A 19,676-nucleotide genomic window follows, 5' to 3' on the forward strand; every position below is an offset into this window, starting at 1 on the left:
ACGGGCTAGTCATAGGGGTTGTCAGCATGCAGTTCATAACTGAAGCCGAGACTGGTCCCGTTGAAGAGTAACAGTTTTCTCAGGTACTGATCCATGAAGCGATCGGCGACCGTGATGCTCGATGGTGGGACGTATATGGTGCTGTTTTTCGGCAGCATGATGTCCTTGCTTGGATCTTTGTATATCTCGTTGAAATCCAGTGTGCGTACATGTGCCCTGTTTTCTTCATCCCAATACAGGACTTTTATCCTGTTCAAGGCCGATGTTGGTAACGGGCCGCCTGCACTAGCCACGGCCTGCAGTGCCGTCTGAGGCAGATTCCCGGGCAGTATGCCGGGTTTCGGAACCTCACCAAAGACAAAGGTTCTGTTGCCCAGCATTTCGTCCAGCAGTACCGAGACAGAGAGGCTGCCGAAGCGGCGGCTGTAATGCACATTGATCGATTCGCGCAACTGGTCGACAGTGAGCCCCCTTGCATCGAGCCCCGGGAGGAAGGGCAGATAGACCTTTCCATCCGGGCCGACGGAGACCAGCTTGGCTCTGCCTCGCTGGATGCTGCTCAGTGTATCCTTCAGGTCCTCAGTACGCGCGGATTCCTCGACGCTTATGGTGACTATGGGTTCGTTGAAGAAATCACTGAATGCCGTATATACCGACTCCTTTAACTCACTGGGCGTCAGTCCCGCCGCAGCAAAATCACCCTTTATGGGCAGCGTTATTTTCCCATCGGGTCGGATGACGACTTCCCTCGATGCCTCGCTGTGGTAGAAGAAATCCACCCGCAGTCTGTCGCCGACGCCGAGTACGTACTCAGCGGGTTCTGGATCCGTGCCAAAATGAAACAGGACCTCGAGTCTGTCGCCACTGCTGAGCCGGTAGCCGGATACGCCACGTTTCAGGCCATTGCGAATCTGCTTCAAGGCGTCATCAGCTTCCTTATCGAGTGCAATTCTTCCCTCTTCGATTATTGCTGAATCGTCTTTCGGGTCCGGCAGCGAGCCGGTGTGAAAGGGGTTGCCAGTCGTGCAGCCACTCAAGAGGATGGCCAGACCAAGAAGGAATTTTGCTTTCATCGGGGTCGATTTATTCTGTATCAGGTTGATGTTTTAATGGTAGAGTAGGTGGCATGCTCATAGCAACTCAGGTTCTCCCTGGCTCTTGATGCCGATGAAGCAGGCCGATGGCCGCCGGGGGGGGCTGAATCCCTGCGCGGCGCGCGGCCGCTGCCAGGGTGATCATGGGAGTCGCTGAGCGGTCTGCTGACGGGGCTGTTCCTGCTCTGGTGCGAATACCAGTCCTCCGCCGGCGACACCCTGCCGATCTTTTCGCATGCGGGGTGGTGTATTTCACCGCAGCCATGAAGCGCGATTGCGGGGCCGGTCCTCCACCAGCGGGAGGATCGGCCATAGACCCATAATAAACCATGCAAAAATAGTGGTTTAGTTGACAACAGATCAATTCCAGGATGTGTCCGCCGGATCACATGCCGCGATGCTGGTCGTGGCCGCCGGTGTACAGGCGAGGGAAAAATAGTGCGTCGATTGCGCAGGTTCTGGGCCAGGAACTATCTGCTAGTAAAGAAAATATGGGGCAAGCTGGCTTCTTCTGCCGTTCCACCTGAACCCAGGAAAATAGATATTGAATCATACGGCCGTGATGATTTGGCCGGCAAGGTGGTAGTCATTACCGGCTCCTCCCGAGGCATAGGTCTGGAACTGGCCCGTGCGTTCCTCAAGGCGGGCGCAAAGGTGGTCCTGAACGGACGTGATGCGGCGAAGCTCGAGCTCGCTGCGTCCGACCTCGCTGCGCAGGACAGGCGACTTTTGACCGTGGCGGCGGATGTCTCCAGCGAAGAAGGGGTTCGGAGTCTCGTTTCACAAACGCTGTCCGCTTTTGGGGGCATCGACGTGTTGATCAACAACGCGGCAACTCCCGGGCCGATGGATCGTCCTCTATGGGATGTACTGCCTGAAGAATGGGAAGATGTTTTACGCAGCAACCTTACCGCTCCCTTTCTGTGCACTCGTGAGGTGATTCGTCAGGCCCTGCAGCGGAAGCGGCATGTGCGCATCATCAATGTTTCCTCCGGCATCGTGGGCCTGGGCGCGCCTTTCCTGGGCGCCTACTGTGTTTCCAAGACAGCTCTGGAAGGGATTACCACGGCCCTGGTTGCCGAAGGCGACGACGGGCTGGTCTCAGCGGTCAATATCCGCCCGCGTTCGGTAAGGACGTCGATGACACAGGCCTATTTCGAGAGTGCAGAATATGCATTGATGGACGATGCCTCTGTGGTCACCGATGCTTTTCTCTATGCGGCAATGGCGCCTGCCGGAGAAATCCAGGGTCGTACAATCAATGAGCCGGCCTTCGGCCCGGATCCCCTTGCAGCACGCTTGATGCACGAGCCGCTTTCGTCCGCGGCACCGATACGCATCAGTCCGGAAACCTATCGCAAGGATGTGTCGCCACCGCTTATCGAGGCGCCAGGCAGTTACATGCACTTGCTGGAAAATCCCATGCACTACTATCCGGGTGTCCAATCGGCGCTGGAGGATTTTGTGGCGGGGGCAGCAGCCTACCGCTATCCTGACCCCGAGTATGCTCAACTCCGTGACGCGATCGCCGCACGGCTTGGCCTGATGCGTGAATCAGTCATCGTCAGCAACGGCAGCAGTGAGCTGATCGACAGGCTGTTGCGCGTGTTCACACAGCCCGGTGATCATATTGTCATCACCAAGCCGACCTGGTCGTTTTTCATGGCCTTCATGCAGCGTTGGAAGCTCATGCCAACCATGATCCCGCAACTGGGCAGCATGAAGGAAAAGAATCTGCGTCACGACCTGGATGGAATGCTCTCGGCAATCACGCCGCGGACACGGCTGCTTTACCTCGTCAATCCCTGTAACCCCACCGGTACGGCGGTCGTTCCCGCAGAGCTTGCGCAGTTCCTGGATCAGGTGCCGGCGCATGTGACGGTGGTTATTGACGAAGCCTATTTCGATTATGCCGAGCCGGAAAAGCGTTTCGATCTGCCAGCGATGCTCGATGCGATCGAGGCCCCGGTAGTCGGCCTGCGCACTTTTTCCAAGTTCTTTGCGCTCTCGGGCTGCCGGGTCGGCTATGCCTATGGACGGGCGGAGGTCCTGGCTCTGCTGGAAAAGGCCGGAATGCCCTTTGCATTGCCGGCCATCTCCGCGCAGGCGGCTATCGCTGCCTTGGGCGATGAGGCCGCCCAGCAGAAAACCTTTGCCAGCAATCATACCGAGCGCAGAAGAATGGCTTCCGCGCTGGATGCGATGGGCATAGACAACATGCCGACCGAGACGAACTTCATACTCTACGAGTGCCCTCTCGATCAGGACAGGATGCGGACCGAACTGATGACTGAAGGTCTGATCCTGCCCGACGTCAAGCAATTCCTGCGCAACTATGCACTGTTGCCCGTGGGCCTGCCGGCTCACAATGAGCGGATCCTGGACTATCTGAAGCGTTTCTAGCAGCCTGTTGAGAAACCCTCTGAGGCAGGATACGGCGTTAAATATTGCACCAAGGATTCGATTCTCAGGGCGGAGCCAGATGCGTTCTGAGATCGAATAGGCACAAAGTGTACTCCGCCACGAGGGCCTATTTGCGAGCCTCCTGGCCTTGTATACCAGCCTGCACTCCGATCATAGGGGCCGCCTTGGAGCAATATCCTGGCCAGGCCTGACATGCGGGGCGCTCGGCTGTCGTAAAATCTTACAAACCTGCGCAAGATGGCGTGCCGGGCTCCCTCCCGGCTGTGGATAAAAACTAAAAATCTTTTGTTGTTCAAGCTGTTGTGTAGGCGCTGGTCGGGCTGGCCGTGTTCTTGCATCTATTTGTTCGATTTCGATGGCGTGTTTTGCCGGAGGCAGCAGGCAGGGCATGTTCCGAATAACAATATCACGGAGGTGGCCTGCCCTTTGCCCGGTTCCGTATGCCTTGTTTCCGAAAGTGATTCAGAATCGGCTTATGAAGGAAGTTGATGACCCGCAAGCGCTGGTCGCAGGCTCCTGAAGTTTGTCAGCGATGGCCCAGTCCTGCCCTGTACCCGGCAGCCTGTGCCGTGAGAACGGGATGAGAATGCGAAAGATCATGAATAAAAACAGACGATATGCGATTCATCATCTGCTCGTGCTTGCCTGGGCGATGCTGACCGGTGCCACGTTCTGGCATGAATCCGCTGTCTCAGCAGTCATGTTCACCGATGTGACGCTGGCTGCCGGCATCGACTATCAGCAACATCAGTTACCGGATCCATCGCCCAGTTTCCACCAAGCGGATTACATGAGTGGAGCCGCAGCCGCCGGTGATTATGACAATGATGGATGGGTGGACCTCTATGTCACGCGCCTTGATGGACCAGATCTTCTGTACCGTAACCAGGGAGATGGCACCTTTGTAGATGTGGCGGCCGCTGTAGGGATAACGCGCGGGAATGGCTCCAATGGAGCGGCCTGGGCAGATATCGACAACGACGGTGATCTCGATCTGTATGTGACCAGCTTGTCAGACAAGCGCTTCTATCTGTATATCAACGATGGAAAAGGTGGATTCACGGAAGAAGCAGCGGCACGTGGCGCCAGTATCGGCGGAACGGACGAGCACTATGGTTTCAGTGTGACCTTTGGAGACTATGATGGTGATGGATATCTGGATATCCATACGACTGAATGGAGGACCGATGATCTGAATCCAGGCGCAGCGGCATCGAATTCCAGACTCTTGCGCAACCAGGGGAGTTCCCGGCCTGGCTATTTCGATGACGTAACACTTTCCGCGGGTGTTTCTGTCGACGCCGTGCCAGGAACGGCTGCTGGTACATTCAGCCTTGCATCCCGCTTCGCCGACCTTGACCAGGATGGATTTCAGGATCTTCTGATTACCGGCGACTTCGGAACCAGCCGGCTGTTCTGGAACAACGGAGATGGCACCTTCACCGATGGGACTCAGGCGGCAAATGTAGGGACGGACGAAAATGGCATGGGCTCGGCACTTGCCGACTTCGATGGTGATGGGCGCATCGACTGGTTCGTCGCTTCGATATATGACCCTGAAAATACCTGTGCCACGGCATCGTGCACATGGCGCGGAAGCGGCAACCGGCTGTTTCGCAACAATGGTGACCGGACGTTTACCGATGTTACGGACAGTGCCGGTGTCAGGGACGGTAGCTGGGGATGGGGGGCGAGCTTTATTGACTATGACAACGATGGTGACCAGGACCTGGTGTTGACCAATGGGATGAATTTTCCAAATGAGGCCACCTACACTCTGGACGACCCGTTTGAAAACGATGTCATGCGTTTTTGGGAAAATGATGGTGCCGGTGTATTCACCGAGAAGGCCGCTCTTGTTGGTCTGACTGATACTGCTTCAGGTAAGGGGCTGCTGACCTTCGATTACGACAAGGACGGAGATCTGGACATTTTTGTGGTAAATAACGGCGGACGACCCGTCCTCTATCGTAACGATGGAGGGAATGCCAACGACTGGTTGAGGATCGAATGTGCGGGTCATCGGACTTGTATTGGGGTGCGTGTCAAGGTTCGCGTTGAGCCTACATCGCCTGAGCAGGTATTCGAATTCAACGCCGGCAGCAATTACCTGGGACAGAATGAAATGGTTGCTCATTTCGGAGTCGGTTCCGGAAGTCGTGCCATCGACCAGGTTCAGGTTGTCTGGCCGGGGGGCGCGCTGCAGACCATGACCCGCATCCCGCGCAACAGCACGCTGAAGATCATCTTTCCAGTGGTGCTGAATGGGGGGGCAGGAACGGATGTCCTGTTTGGCAAGGGTGGATATGACACGCTCACCGGAGGGGCAGGCAACGATGCATTGTTTGGCAATGCCGGCAATGACCTGCTGGCTGGAGGTGAGGGTGACGACATGCTGAATGCCGGTAGCGGTGACGACCAGCTGGAAGGAGGTGCTGGTAACGACCATCTGGCTGCAGGGGATGGGGATGACATACTGAATGGCGGAGCAGGGGATGATTCTCTGTTTGGGGAGGCCGGCGACGACATCCTGGTACTGGATGGCACGGATGGCAATAGTGGAGGCGATTTCTATGATGGCGGCATTGGTGTAGATACTTTGCGTTTGACGCTGACTGCGACGCAGTATGCTGATCCGGTGGTTCAGGCAGAACTCAACGCCTTTGTCGAATTTCTGGCTATAAATTCGAATTCAGCAGTGGCATCCAACCCTGAATTTACCTTCTTTACCTTGGGCCTGACAGTTCGCAACTTCGAGCTGATCGAAGTGAATGGGGTGATCCTTCAAGGAGACAAGCCGACTATCTATATCGACCCGACGGCGCCGCCCGGGGGAGATGGGTCATTCCTGAAACCATTCGATTCATGGGCCAGTGTGACCTGGGATGCAAAACGCTATCTGCAAAAGGTTGGCACCGAATCGAAGGGTGGCAAGGTCTATGTTTCGGCACAGGGTACGGCATCCAGTCCGGTAGAAATCGGATCTTATGGCGTACGTGAGAATGGTGTGGGAAATCCGATAATCAGTGGAGGCATCATCTTTGAAAATGCCTCATATGTGGTGCTCGATGGTCTGACCATCCGGGATGGCGGGGAAGGTTCAGTCGTGATCCGCAATGGGAGTCATCACATCACGATAAAAAACTCGGAGATCCGTGAGTCAGACATAGGTGTCTGGATCACCAGTGGTGCGGGAACAGGCAATGTGATTACTGGCAATCTGATTCACAGCAATGCCATCGATGGTGTGGCAGTGAATCTGGTCAATGCTGTGGCAGGTGACGAGTCCTATATATCGAACAATGTGATTTCCTACAATGGTGTCCACGGAATCGAATTGACCGGCAATTACTATATAGTCGAGGGCAATGAGGTTCTGGAGAACGGCTTTGGCCTGACCGGGACCAGCGGCATACATCTGCTTGCGGAATCACGCACTCAAGATGCAGCGAATCACAACATTATCCGTTACAACGTGGTCTATAACACGCACGAGGTTTTGGGCCCCGATGGCAACGGTATCCAGCTGGACAGATATAGCGATTTTAACAACGTATATGGAAACATATCATTCAACAATGGTGGTCCAGGGATGAATGCATTGCGTTCGTCTGACAACACCTTCTACGAGAATGTACTGTTTGCCAACATGAAATCCAATGCGCATGCGCAGTTTGCCCGTCCTGCAGAGTTTGGTATCTGGGCCTACAATCTTGAACTGGATGGTCAATCCAAGAATAACACGGTGATGAACAATATCATTGTTCCAACCAGGGATAATACCTATGCGATTCTGATCGATGCGCCAACGATTTTCTTCGAACAAATCATACAGGGTAACCGCTATTACAAGGCAGGGGGCGGTGACTGGTTTCTATGGGGCTTTGATGTAGGTCTCCAGTGGGGAGGAGGCGAATCCGGGGCGGATATCGATCGCTGGAACCAGCTGAAACAGAATGGAACGCCGGATTTCTTTGGTGGAATCAATCTTGTCGAGGCGGATGGGCAGCTTATAGGTGGCCCAGGCATCGACATTCTTCATGGCGGCGCGGGCGATGATTCGCTGTATGGTGACACAGGTGATGACATTCTGGTCGCCAGGGAGGGTGATGATTTCCTCTCGGGAGGGCCGGGCAAGGATCGCATGGTCGGCGGGCCCGGCAACGATGTATATGATATCGACGATGCGGATGATCGTATCTATGAATTCGTTGGCGGCGGTACCGATGAGGTTCGCAGCAGCGTCGATTATTACATGGCCAGCAACATCGAGAATCTTGTGCTGACTGGCAATGCAAATATTGTCGGTGTTGGCAATGAGTTGAACAATACGCTGATTGGCAATTCCGGCGCCAATATGCTGGTTGGGGATGATGGTGCTGACTTCATGCTTGGCGGTGACGGGTCTGACTATCTCCGGGGCGATTCAGGAAACGACTATCTCGATGGAGGTGCTGGCAATGACCTGATCTTTGGTGGCGAGGGGGTCGACGTCATGAAGGGAGGGCCAGGTGAAGATGTGTTCGTGTTCAGGCGGGGCGATGGTGGAGCCGTACTCGATTTTGAAGGTAATCAGGCCTTGGGAGGCGACCTCCTGCTATTTGACGGGTTTGGTGCAGGTGCGATGTTGAGCTATACCGGCTCCGGGGGCATCTGGCGGATCGATTATGTCGTTGCTGGAGTACCCAAGACGCAGACGATCACTCTGGTCGGGATCGTTGGCCTTCATCCGGTCGATTACAAGTTTCAATAATAAGGGCTAGCAGCCTGTCGGACTTAGGCGATTGTAGCGAGCAGGGTGGGAGAACGAGAACGAATCTTCACGATTTCGAGGCGCATAGTGGGCACTACGCAACGAGAAATCGGGGAGATTCGGGCCGCTCTCCCACCCGCGCAGTAGATCAGCCCTGAGTCCGACAGGCTGCTAGCCCGCATATTGCACGAATAGGCACAAACTGTAACAGGGCACAATTGTTCGCAGAGGGGATCACTGCCTTGATAAAAACCAGAAAAATTACGCTTTTGAGGCCGCCTTCGCGCAATATGCGGGCCAAGACGAGGGGGGCGGTATTGAGCAAATGCTGGATAGGGGCCGCTCTGTGCGGGTCGTCCAAAGGCCGTGGCAGATGAGACACGATCTTGCCGAAGGGTTTCGTGTCGCAACTGCGACCGAGATCGGTTTTGATGAGGGTGGCTATGAGTTCTACCAGAACAAGACCTATGCTTCGTTGTCTGCCCAGGCCTATGGCATGGAAGTGCTCGATCTCGGAGGAATGGAGGTCTTTGTAGAGAGGAAGCCTCTTATTGGCATAACGCGAGCCATTGTGGGTAGCCCTGAGTTGCATGGCGGGTCTGAAAGATGGCTTGAAACGATCAAGGGGCTGAGAGCTGGCTCCGTCGAGATATTGACCAATCAGCGCTGCCCTTCGCTCGACCGTTTCAGAAATTCACCGGACGACCTCTATAATTTTGTCGTCGATCTCCGCGAGGGAGAAGACGCGGTCTGGAAGCGGATGGAGAAGCGTTGCCGGCAGGCTGTCAGACGTGGACAAAAAGGCGGCTTGGTTATTGAGGAAACGAAATCGGAAGACGATTTTGTACGTTTCCATGATCTGGCCAGGCGTATAGCAAATGGACAGAAGGGCTTCAGGCTGCCGGCACAGGACCACATGAAGGCCGTGCTCCGAACGGACATGAGCTTTTTCATGGTTGCTCGACTTCATGGCGAGATTGTAGGCGGGTTGTATCACCTGGTAGGTCGACACGTGTTCGGCTGGCTGGGTATTCTCGACTATGAGCGCAGCAAGGGACTGCCCAGCAATCTGATGTACTGGGAGGGTATGCGCTGGGCCATTGAAAGGGGCTATCCGTTCTATGACATGGGTGCGCAGAGCGTGCATCGCTATCCCAATCTGACAATGTCGAAGCGCGCCTATCGGCCGATTCTAGTCCCGAGCTATCGGTATGTTCTGCCCCAGTCGATGCCAAAATGGTATCTCGTAAGGCTGAAACAGCAGCTAAAGCAGGCCAAGCTGTCCATGTCGTCGTGGATCAGCAGTCGGTTGTCGCGGAAACAATAGCGTCGGCAATATTAGCCCGGCAAGGGTTGATAGAATAAATTCTGGAGTGTATGGAGATGTATATATGTCCGAGCTGTCATCATCGATTGCAGATTGACGGCGCCAATCTTGAATCTGTGCCTCGGTGTGAAGGATGCGGCCGTGAATTTTTCAGGAATCGGGGATACCTGTCATTCGAAGCGCCAGACAAGCCGCAGGATGAATACAGCGGCATGGCATCCGATACCGATTTTCTCGAACAGGAAGATGAGACTACAAGGCAGCGCTTCAGGCGCTATTTCGTCCCCTTGCTGGAACAATGGGGGGTGACTGGCTCTGATCGGATCCTGTGTCTGGGCTGTGGTGGTGCCGCCGATGTCTTCGAGCTTCAGTCCAATGGTTTCAGGCAGACCTATGGCATAGACATGGGATGGCGAGCCGTTTGGTGGGGCGAGCACGGCCTGGATCCCCGCTATCTCTGTCTGTCGGATGGAAGGACGCTTCCTTTTGAAGATGAGACTTTCGATGTGGTCATCAGCCTGGGGGTCATCGAGCACGTTGGAGCTGTTGGAGAAACGGCCGAACTGTATCCGGATTATGAAGCGAGCAGGATCCGCTTCCTGCGCGAGGCGACCCGGGTCCTGAAGAAAGATGGGAATCTGGTCATTGCCTGCCCGAATCGGGGGTTTCCCATAGATTTTCAGCATAATATATCGCGAGTCAAGTTCCTCCAGGACGTTGCCAGCAAGACAGGCCTTTCTTTCCATTCGCCTTGGAATCCCTTTCTGCCCAGTTACGCTGACATCAGGAACTACCTGTGCCATCTGGACGGCGATTATTCGGTCCGGCCACTGGCGGTTGCCAACTACCTTGGCCTTGCCTTTCGTAACTCTCCCTTGCTGAAGCCGGTTTCCGGGCTGTTTCGCCTCTACCTGCAGCTCATCGATCGTTTGCCATCGTTTCTGATGATGACTGGCCTGAATCCCTATCTGCTGGCGAATATCACCAGGAAACCGCATAATCAAGCTGTCAAATAGGGCGTCGTCGGTGTTGTTCATGTCCAGTACAGCTTGGGTCCAGGAAGTTCAGCATGTCTTGTCAAAGGCTGCCTGGACGCTGCAGCGATTTGGGCTGACGCCAGGCAAGCTGCGCAATCGACTCCTGGCGAGCTCGTCACCGAGAATATTCTGCGTATCGGTACCGAAGGCAGGCACACATTTGGTGGAACGTGCCATTTGCCTGCATCCCGCGCTCTACAGGCGATTGATGCCGACCCTCGACGAGTGCAACCTCGACCCTGCATTGGGGCTCGGTGGGGTGCTCGGCAAACTCGATCCCGGACAGTTGCTCGTCTCGCATCTTTTTTGCACCGACCGGCGGGTTAGGGACGTATCCGAGTCCGGGGTGCGCAGCATTTTCGTGATTCGCGATCCCCGTGATGTGGTTATCTCCCAATCGTCCTATCTGATGAAGATGAAAAAGCATCGTTTCCACCATGCATTCTCAGGCCAGTTGGACAGGAAGAATGCCATACGGATATCCATCCTCGGGAATGAGAATTCCGGGCTTCCGTCGATTCGGGCCATTCTCGACGGGATGCGAGGCTGGATGGAACACGCAGGCCTGGTCATCCGATTCGAGGATCTGGTCGGTACCGGAGGCGGAGGCTCCGAGCAGGCGCAAAGGGATTCATTGCGGCGACTTTTTGAATTCCTGGAGGTGGATATGGATGAAAACTGGATCGATGAAACGGCCAGGAGGGTATTCTCGAGTGCCAGCCCGACCTTTCGTAAGGGCCGGATAAATCAGTGGAAGCGGGTATTCGATCAGGAACTGGTCGATCTGTTCAAGGAAGAAGCCGGACAGCCTCTTATCGATTACGGCTATGAGAAGAGCCTGGAGTGGTAGGCTCTTCTGCTGCCATGGGAGGGTGGCCGCACCCATTGATCAGAGTTGCTGGCATATTGCATCAGGCCCCCGGATGATGGCGTGTCTGGACCCGCCGGGGATCGCAGCCTGGAGGCCGCTCCTGCCAGGGTGCCACCATGCCCCGTAGGAGCGGTCTCCAGGCCGCGATTGGCGTGAGGATAACAGGCCCTTGCACGGGCTAGAGAGGGGGTGCCAGATTGATGCGTGGACCCCAGCGTCGTCTGATGATGAAGGGTGCAAAGACAGCAAGGGCAAGATAGGCCCAGATGCTGGGTGCCATGGGGTTGAGTCTCAAGCCACGAAGCAAGGCCTGGTAGCACCCTGTCGGGTTGTCTGCCACATATTGGATGAACGCGTAGTTGCGGTAATTGTAGGAAAGCAGATTTTTGCGTAGCCGCTCCGCTCGTCCATCGAAGTGGCGTTTTTCAAGGATCCTTATCAGCGTCTCCACCATGGAGAGATTCAGTGTCGAGCCATCGGTGTTGCGCATGGACTCGTTGTGCCAGCGGTATCCGGAGAGTTTCCGTGGGGTGTAATAGGCCGGTAGCCGACGTTCAGCAATGCGGAGAAACACGTTGAACTCGAAGGGGTAGAGTCCTGTGCAATCATCATCGACCAGACCATGCTCGCGGATTGCGCTCACACGGAAGATGCTGCCGGAGATGGAGAACAGTCCATATTCGAGCAGAATCTCGAGGGCATCGTCCATGCGTCCCTCCGGGAAACGGTCGCGGCTCTGGTATCTGCAGTATTCCTCGGTCATCTCCTCCAGAGTCCTGCCTCGTTCGTCGAACAGGTATTGGCTGCTGGAAAAGAAGGCCAGTTCAGGGTCGGTGTTCAGCTTCGACAGCCCGTATTCGATATGTTCAGGTTCCAGGCGATCATCGTCATGCAAGATCATGAAATAGGATTCGTCCTGGAGTGATCGCATGAAATAACGGCCCTGCCCATACTCGCCGCCATTCTCGGCTTGCAGATAGTAGGAGACCCTGGGATCGTTCAATTCCTCGATGTGTTGCCTGACCTGCCTGGATGCCGCCGGTTCGGAATCATTGTCGCTGACCAGAACGCGCACGTCCTGGAATGTCTGGTCGAGGACGCTCGATATGGCCTCCTTCACATAGTGCGGCCTGTTCCTCGTCGGGATGCCTATCAGTATCGTGGCCATGGTCTGGGCAGGCTGTGTCGCCTTCGTTCCCTCTTCGGGTCAGTGGTTTGCCGACAGGAAATTCCTGTACCAGTCGATCGTCGCTCGCAGCCCGTCATCCAGGCTCGAGACCGGTTCCCAGCCAAGCAAGCGCCTTGCCTTGTCCGAGGAAAGGTACTGGTGCAGGATCTCTCCCTTGGCCTCGTTCAGAACCAGCGGTGCGAGATCTGACCTGCCCATGAGTTCAAGAACCTTGTTGGTGATTTCGAGGACTGACATGGGTTTCGCCGTTCCAAAGTTGAAAGCCTCACCCTGCACGGAATTGCCGATCATTTTTTCCGCAAGAAGCAGATAGGCATCTACCGCATCCTTCACGTATATATAGTCGCGTAATGGCGTGCCATCACTGCGAATAACGGGGCGCTCGTCGTTGAGTGCCATGCGAATCGTGCCAGGAATGATGCGGTTGAAATTAAGGTCGCCACCACCGAAGAGATTGCCGCAGCGCGTGACGCAGACAGGAAGCTGATAGCTGTGGTGGTAGGTTGCAGCGATCAGGTCCGCACAGCTCTTGCTCACGTCATAAGGGTGCCGTCCCTGGAGCGGGAATTCCTCGGTATAGGGCAATGTTTTCTGATCACCATAGGCCTTGTCGCTCGAAGCCATGACTATCCGCTTTACCGACGAAATGCGGCGGCAGGCTTCGAGCACATTCCAGGTGCCCATGATGTTTGCCTCAAAGGTTGCAACCGGACTCTGGTTGGCGACACCGACGATGGCCTGGGCGGCAAGGTGGAAGACCGTATCGATCTCATACTCGTTGATCGCACGTTCAATAACCGGCAGGTCCTCGAGTGATCCACGGACCAGAGTGACCCTGTCACCGCCGCCATTCTGAAACAGATGGGATTCGGGCACCCAGTCACGTACCAGACCGACAACATGCGCTCCCCGATGAATCAGCTCCTGACTGAGCCATGAGCCGAGAAAGCCCGTGCAACCTGTCACGAAGACATTGCGGTTATTCCAGAACCCCCCCATTATCCAGTCCTCTCAGCTGTTGTCTGTCCGTGCGAGACCCGCCAGGATCTCGTTCCATCCGTCGGTGCCATGTGCTGTCTTCGCGTGGTGCCCGGCATGAGTTATCATGGCCGCTCCACGAACCATGATGCTGGCTCCGAACCGATAAAAAATAATATCATTCAGATACTTTCGATGCCAATGTGATTGTTGCCAGCCGGGCGGAGAGAGCATCGGCGCAGCCTTCCGTAAACCTGCCGTCCCCTCGCGGATTTCGCATCCGGCTGCATCATGCGAGAGAGGGCTGGATGCCCTTTGGCGGCTTCGGTGCATGGCAAGAACAGGTATCAAACGACCGGCAGCGGATACAGGGTTGCTTTTTCAGGCGCTCGCATTGAGGAGATGCGGTATATGCGGATTCTGGTGGTTTCAGTTGTCTACAACTCCACGCCTCCCATAGGATATGGAGGGATCCAGCGAGTGGTTCATTCGCTGGTCGAGGCACTGGTGGAGTTCGGTCATGAGGTGACACTGGTTGCGCCACCTAGAAGCCGCTGCTCCGGACGTACCGTGGAGGTGGCTGCCTACGATCCGGATCGCCCCTGGGTCAGAATCCGCCGAGAAGGCGATCTGCTCTCCGAGGAGCCGCTCTATGAAACTCTTGTGGAGCTGACGAGACGCGAACAGTTCGACGTGATTCATGACTGGTCGTTCCAGAACCTTTTCCCGGTGCGCCACCCGGATGTTCTGCCGGCGGTCATCTCGACTTGTATACCACCACCACCGGGGTTCAGCCGCAGCAATCTTGTGGCCAGCAGCAAGGCGCATGCGGAACTATGTGGCGAAGGGACCCGCTATGTCCATTACGGATTGCCGCTCGACGACTGGGAGTATACGCTCAGCAAGAGCGATGAGCTGGTGCATATCGCAAAGATTGCCAGATACAAGGCCCAGCATCTTGCCATCATGGCTGCGAGGCGTTCAGGGAGGAAGCTTGCTCTGGCCGGAAATGTCGAGGAGCCGCTGTACTACAATGCGCTTGTCAGGCCTCTGCTCTGGATGTCGCGCCACGTCAGTTATCTGGGTGAGATCAGTGGTACGGAAGACTGTCTGCGTGAGGCCGCTGCCTTGGTGCAGACACCACGATGGTTCGATGCTTTTCCCCTGGTGATTCTTGAGGCACTAGCCTCGGCAACGCCTGTCATTGCGTTTGCCGAGGGTGGAGTGCCGGAGCAGGTGATACACGGCGAAACCGGGTTTCTCTGCCATGATCTGTCAAGTCTGACCGAGGCCTTCGAGAGATTGCCGGAAATCGATCCGCAGAAATGCCGCGATGATGCCGAGCGGCGCTTTTCTTCGCGGCGCATGGCCGAGGACTATCTTGACCTGTATCGTCGGGCCATGGCCGGCGACAACTGGTGATGGCCCGGATCAATATCCGGCTTAGCTAGCCCGGATATTGTATCCGGCCCCAGATGATGGCGTGGCTGGACCCGCCGGGGATCGCGGCCTGGAAGCCGTTCCTACGGGGCATGGCGGCACCCTGGTAGGAGCGGCCTCCAGGCCGCGATTGGCGTGGTGTCAACAGGCCCCAGGAGTCTGTCGGATTTAGGCGATCGTAGCGAGCAGGGTGGCAGAACGAGAACGAATCTTCACGATTTCGAGGCGCATCGTGGGCACTACGCAACGAGAAATCGGGGAGATTCGGGCCGCTCTCCCAGCCGCGCAGTAGATCAGTCCTGAAACTCGAATCCTTCGCGCAATATCCGGGCTAGATGCGTATGTCTCGCTCGGCTGCGATCTTGGCGGCGATTTCCCGGGCATTGCTCACGCTGGTGACGATCTTTCCCCCAAGAATAGAGAAGCAGCCGAAACCGTGGTCGGTGACGACGGTAGGGCGGCCATCGAAATCCTCGCTGTAGGCGTTTACGGTTCTGATTCCATAACGCGATTCGACGTATTCGGCTTTGTCGAGAATGGGCAGATAACGGCGTCCGTGCTTGAGCAGATTGTGGTAGTTGGAGGTGAATCGTTTCCACCTGGGAGGCAGGCCGCTTTCGGTAACGACGCTTTCCAGCAGCGATTCATGGATGTGCGAGAGCATGAAGAGATTGTCCCTGCCCATGCTGACCAGGCTGGTGAAGGGGCCATCGAGTATGGTGACCGAGATCCGCGGTGCAGGCAGCCTGATGACAGCAAGTTCCATCACATCGAAGCGCAAGGGGCGCAGGGGAAAGCCAAACCATCTGGCGATGAGGTTGGAATTTGCATAGGTGGCGTTGATGACATAATCGAACTGCTGTTCACGGGTTTTGCCGTCGATGCGAAAACGTAGCGTCTTTCTGCCGTTGGTTTCGATGCGTCCGCCCAGCACATTGGCGCCAAGCGACAATTTGATCCGCCTGTTGTCGCGCAACTGTCTTTCCACCTTCTCTTTCAGGCGGTCGATGTCGATAATGGCTTCGTCGGTTTCCAGGCACAGGCTGACCCGGGACAGGTCGAGGATACTGCTGGGTGGAGATTTTCTCCTGAATTTGAGGCGGTTCTGCCGGCAGGCCGCGAGGTAGCGTTCCTTGGGGATCTCCCTGCCGCTGGCAGAGGTGCAGTAGAAGGAGGGGAAGTCACGAACGATGACATCGTTGTAGACTTCCTCGAACTCATGCTTGGTGGCCTGTACTTCCTGAACGGTTTCCGTGCTTCTGGGGTAATGGAAACCCGAGTGGTGACGCCACTGGTTCAGATATGAGGCCTCGGTCAGCAGCTCAGCATGCCGTTCCAGCAGATGGATGTCACAGAATCTGCCCAGTTCCAGGGCACAGGAGATGCCAAAGATGCCCCCGCCGACAATGGCCACCCTGGGTCGGGCCTTGCGGAAGCTTCGGGGACTGGCATCCATGGCGATACGGCTTATGCGGGCCGCGGTTCGTATATCCGGCAGGGGTTTGCCATTCTGTCGCAGGGATTCGACAAAATGCTGCAGTTCGTTGGACAGTGCTGCATGTCCGGGAGGTAGGAAAATCTTCTTCATGTGCCCTGCTGTATGCAGGGTTATGGCGTTGTCGGCGAAGTTGGCGATTATTCTGCGGTCTGGAAAGACGAGTTCCAGTTGCCGTTTCGCTTCCTGGCCCTGCCAGCCAATGGTCAGATCGGCGTGAATCCTGCCTGGATATTGCAGGCACACCCGGTGGCTGTTGCCGTGCCGGGTGGCATGTGATCTCAACGGGCGTTTGCCGCCGAACAGGGTATCTATGATATCGAACAGATGCAGGAATTCGAGATTGATATCGAGTGCTTCGATACCGGGTTTTTCCGGGTTGGTCAGTGTGCCACGGATCTCGACGGGTAGTGCATCGATATCAGCAGCCAGTGTGGCGAGCTTCTCCAGAACCGGGTGAAAGCGGTAGATGTGTCCCACCATCAAGCGATGCGTCGAACCGCGGACGAAATCGATCAGCCCGGCGAGGTCAGCTTTTCTGTCGACGAGCGGTTTCTCGCAGAGGACATGGGCATGGGGCAGGCAGCGGCGAATGAGTTTTTCGTGGGTGTCCGCCGGTGTGGCGATGTCGACGGCATCGACGCCCTGAAGCAGCTTGTCGGTGAGCCGGGTGTGCACGGGGATGGTGTATGCTCTTGTCAGCTCATCGCGTGATTCCCGGCTTCTTACCACGATCCCCGACAGTTCTATGAGCCCCTCCTCCGCCAGCTTGCGCCATTCCTCCAGGTGGGCGCGTCCGAAGTGGCCGGCACCGATCAACAGGATGCGCAAAGGGTGGGCGTTGGCTGCCATGTTTGGTTGTTACCAGATCTTCCAGGGTGCCGAACCGTTATTCCACAGTTCTTCCAGACTGATCTTTTCTCTGAGCGTATCCATGCAGGACCAGAAACCATAGTGGCGAAAGCCCATCAGTTCTCCATCACGAGCCAGCCTCTCCACAGGCTCGCGTTCCCAAGGGGTTTCATCCCCCTCGATGTAGTCAATCACCTTTGGACTCAGCACGAAATAGCCACCATTGATCCAGCCCTCGGCCTCCTGGGGCTTTTCGTAGAACTCGCGGATCTTTTCACCCTCGAAACCGATACGGCCAAAGCGGGCAGGGGACTTCACGGTAGTCACTGTGGCCAGCTTCCCATGAGAGCGGTGGAATGCTATCGAGGCATTGATATCGATGTCCGAGACACCGTCACCATAGGTGAAAAGAAAGGTCTCCTCGTCCTTGAGCCAGCTACGCAGGCGTTTCAGTCGGCCGCCGGTTTGCGTGTGCAGGCCGGTGTCGATCAAATGTACCTTCCAGTGCGGTTGCTTGTTGCCGTGGATGGTGGTTTCGCCGCTCGACAGGTCGATGCTGATGTCGTTATTGATGGAATAGAAGTTGAGGAAATATTCCTTGATGGTTTCACCCTTGTAGCCCAGCGCAATGATGAATTCGTTTATTCCCTGTGCAGAATAGATGTTCATGATATGCCAGAGGATCGGTTTGCCTCCGATTTCCACCATCGGCTTTGGCTTGTTGTTGGTTTCTTCCGATAGGCGGGTTCCGAGCCCCCCGGCAAGAATGACAGCTTTCATCGGTCATGCTCTGTTTGTTGTGGTCTGGCATGGTCTTCTGCAGTGGCATCCGGCCATCCTGACCATGCCGCGCGTCGGCTTCTGCAGTCATGCTTTCTAGGTATGGGGTCCCGTGTCCATCCGTTCTCTCATGGCCATGAAAAATCTGGCATATTTTCTGGGTCAGTCGTCAGGATCAGGACGACTCCAGTATACACGAATGGTCCGAACCGAGGTACAGCCTGGACGTCCGGAAACGGCTTGTGGGGAGCTGGATGGCGGTGCCGGACAGATCCCGGAAGGGGTTCGGTAAGCCTGGTTCAAGGCCGGCAAAAACCTCCGGCTGTGCCGGAGGTTTTTGCCGATGGGGAAGCAGACGAATAATCGCCGCGCAGAACCTAACCCTTGTTGCCCGCACGCCTGATTCCGCCCATGCCCAACAGGCCGATGCTCATCAGGGCCAGGCTGGCGGGTTCATGTACCGCGGTGGGACCGCCACCGCCACCGCCCGCAGTGATTTCACCGTAGACCGTCAGGCCGGCAAGGCAGTAGGAGCCGCAGCCGGTATCATAGGAACCGAGCAGTGCACTGCTGGCGATGTCGAACTGGGCGAACTTGCCGCTTCCGAGATCGCCGCTCCAGAAGGTCTTGCCGTCCGGGTCCAGGTTGAGGGCGAACCAGTTGTCCTGGCCGGCCATGTCATAGGTCTGGATGACGTTGCCAGCAGCATCGAGGCGCTTGATATCGGCCGAATCCGCCACCAGCAGGCCGCCATCGCCAAGCAGCCGCAGGGCGTAGGCGGTGCCGCCACCCAGATTGGCAAAGTCTGCCAGCTGAACGTCGGCTGCGACATCATAGCGTTTGATGTAGCGCCCCTCGGAGGTATAGAAGAGCGTCTTCTGGTCGGCGGCCAGATCGATCCAGTCGGAACCACGACCTTCTGTCGCCACGTCGTAGCGGCCGAGGAAGGTGCCGTCTGCGGCATATTTCATGACGTCGGCAGTGCCATCCGCCTGGCCGATGTAGAAGTTGCCGGCGGCATCGAAGACGATGGATTCGTTGGATGACGAGCTGTCGTTGGTGACGAAGGGATTGGGCGGCAGCACGCTACCCGTGTTGTCGAAACGGGTGACATTGCCGGCGCTGAAGTTGGTGACATAAAGATTGCCTGTCGAGTCGAATGCCATGCCGGTCGTGTATCCCCCCTGGCCGGTGCTGTAGGTGGCCAGCAGGCTGCCGGAGCGCCAATGCTGGATGTTGCCGCTGCCGGTGGCGGCGAACACGTCGCCGAGCTGGAAGGGGACGGCCTGGGCCGTTCCCATGGCCGAAAGCAACATGGCGCTTGCCAGGGTGATCTCGGCTGCGATGCGTTGGGATTTGAGGTGGCTGTTCATGATGCGACTCCTTGTCCTGCCCGAGGTTCTGCACCGGTAAACATGCATCAGCCGGGCCATGCA

General features: G+C 56.2%; 12 protein-coding genes. 6 read left to right on the forward strand and 6 right to left on the reverse strand.

Annotated elements, in window-relative coordinates; all coding sequences use genetic code 11:
* Positions 1 to 5: 5 nt before the first annotated feature.
* Positions 6 to 1,073 carry a polysaccharide biosynthesis/export family protein gene (locus tag QVG61_RS04190; protein WP_289932080.1) on the reverse strand — a complete coding sequence of 356 codons (1,068 nt, stop codon included), beginning with the start codon at positions 1,071 to 1,073 and terminating at the stop codon, positions 6 to 8.
* Positions 1,074 to 1,532: 459 nt separating this feature from the next.
* Between QVG61_RS04190 and QVG61_RS04195 the strand changes: the two genes are divergently transcribed.
* The 5 genes from QVG61_RS04195 (at position 1,533) to QVG61_RS04215 (ending at position 11,485) form a co-directional block, all read left to right on the forward strand.
* Positions 1,533 to 3,497: an aminotransferase class I/II-fold pyridoxal phosphate-dependent enzyme gene (locus tag QVG61_RS04195; protein ID WP_289932081.1), complete on the forward strand. Its 1,965-nt coding sequence runs from the start codon at positions 1,533 to 1,535 to the stop codon at positions 3,495 to 3,497.
* Between the two features lie 607 nt (positions 3,498 to 4,104).
* A complete protein-coding gene (locus tag QVG61_RS04200) occupies positions 4,105 to 8,271 on the forward strand; it encodes an FG-GAP-like repeat-containing protein (protein ID WP_289932082.1) in 4,167 nt (1,388 codons plus the stop codon).
* A 373-nt stretch (positions 8,272 to 8,644) separates the two neighbouring features.
* Entirely contained in the window at positions 8,645 to 9,598 is a 954-nt protein-coding gene (locus QVG61_RS04205; RefSeq protein ID WP_289932083.1) for a GNAT family N-acetyltransferase, read from the forward strand.
* A 212-nt stretch (positions 9,599 to 9,810) separates the two neighbouring features.
* Positions 9,811 to 10,614, forward strand: coding sequence for a class I SAM-dependent methyltransferase (locus QVG61_RS04210; protein ID WP_289932084.1), 804 nt, complete (start codon positions 9,811 to 9,813; stop codon positions 10,612 to 10,614).
* 19 nt (positions 10,615 to 10,633) lie between these two features.
* Positions 10,634 to 11,485, forward strand: a complete 852-nt coding sequence (locus QVG61_RS04215) for a sulfotransferase domain-containing protein (protein ID WP_289932085.1) — start codon at positions 10,634 to 10,636, stop codon at positions 11,483 to 11,485.
* Between the two features lie 199 nt (positions 11,486 to 11,684).
* Here QVG61_RS04215 and QVG61_RS04220 read toward each other — a convergent pair whose 3' ends face one another.
* Together QVG61_RS04220 and QVG61_RS04225 are read right to left on the reverse strand one after the other, a co-directional pair.
* The gene (locus QVG61_RS04220) at positions 11,685 to 12,626 is read right to left on the reverse strand and encodes a glycosyltransferase family 2 protein (protein ID WP_289932086.1); all 942 of its coding nucleotides are present in this window, start codon (positions 12,624 to 12,626) and stop codon (positions 11,685 to 11,687) included.
* Positions 12,627 to 12,713: 87 nt separating this feature from the next.
* Entirely contained in the window at positions 12,714 to 13,694 is a 981-nt protein-coding gene (locus tag QVG61_RS04225) for a GDP-mannose 4,6-dehydratase (protein WP_289932087.1), read from the reverse strand.
* A gap of 390 nt (positions 13,695 to 14,084) precedes the next feature.
* Between QVG61_RS04225 and QVG61_RS04230 the strand changes: the two genes are divergently transcribed.
* Entirely contained in the window at positions 14,085 to 15,095 is a 1,011-nt protein-coding gene (locus tag QVG61_RS04230; RefSeq protein WP_289932088.1) for a glycosyltransferase, read from the forward strand.
* 349 nt (positions 15,096 to 15,444) lie between these two features.
* Here the strand turns inward: QVG61_RS04230 and QVG61_RS04235 are convergent, their stop codons facing one another.
* The 3 genes from QVG61_RS04235 to QVG61_RS04245 all read right to left on the reverse strand — a co-directional run bounded on the left by QVG61_RS04235 (position 15,445) and on the right by QVG61_RS04245 (position 19,613).
* Entirely contained in the window at positions 15,445 to 17,460 is a 2,016-nt protein-coding gene (locus tag QVG61_RS04235; RefSeq protein ID WP_289932089.1) for an FAD-dependent oxidoreductase, read from the reverse strand.
* A gap of 9 nt (positions 17,461 to 17,469) precedes the next feature.
* Positions 17,470 to 18,240: a glucose-1-phosphate cytidylyltransferase gene (rfbF, locus tag QVG61_RS04240; RefSeq protein WP_289932090.1), complete on the reverse strand. Its 771-nt coding sequence runs from the start codon at positions 18,238 to 18,240 to the stop codon at positions 17,470 to 17,472.
* 377 nt (positions 18,241 to 18,617) lie between these two features.
* Complete coding sequence (locus QVG61_RS04245) at positions 18,618 to 19,613, reverse strand: hypothetical protein (protein WP_289932091.1); 996 nt, start codon at positions 19,611 to 19,613, stop codon at positions 18,618 to 18,620.
* Positions 19,614 to 19,676 lie beyond the last annotated feature (63 nt).

It is taken from the genome of Thiohalobacter sp. IOR34, from assembly GCF_030406045.1.
Classification (GTDB): Bacteria; Pseudomonadota; Gammaproteobacteria; order Thiohalobacterales; family Thiohalobacteraceae.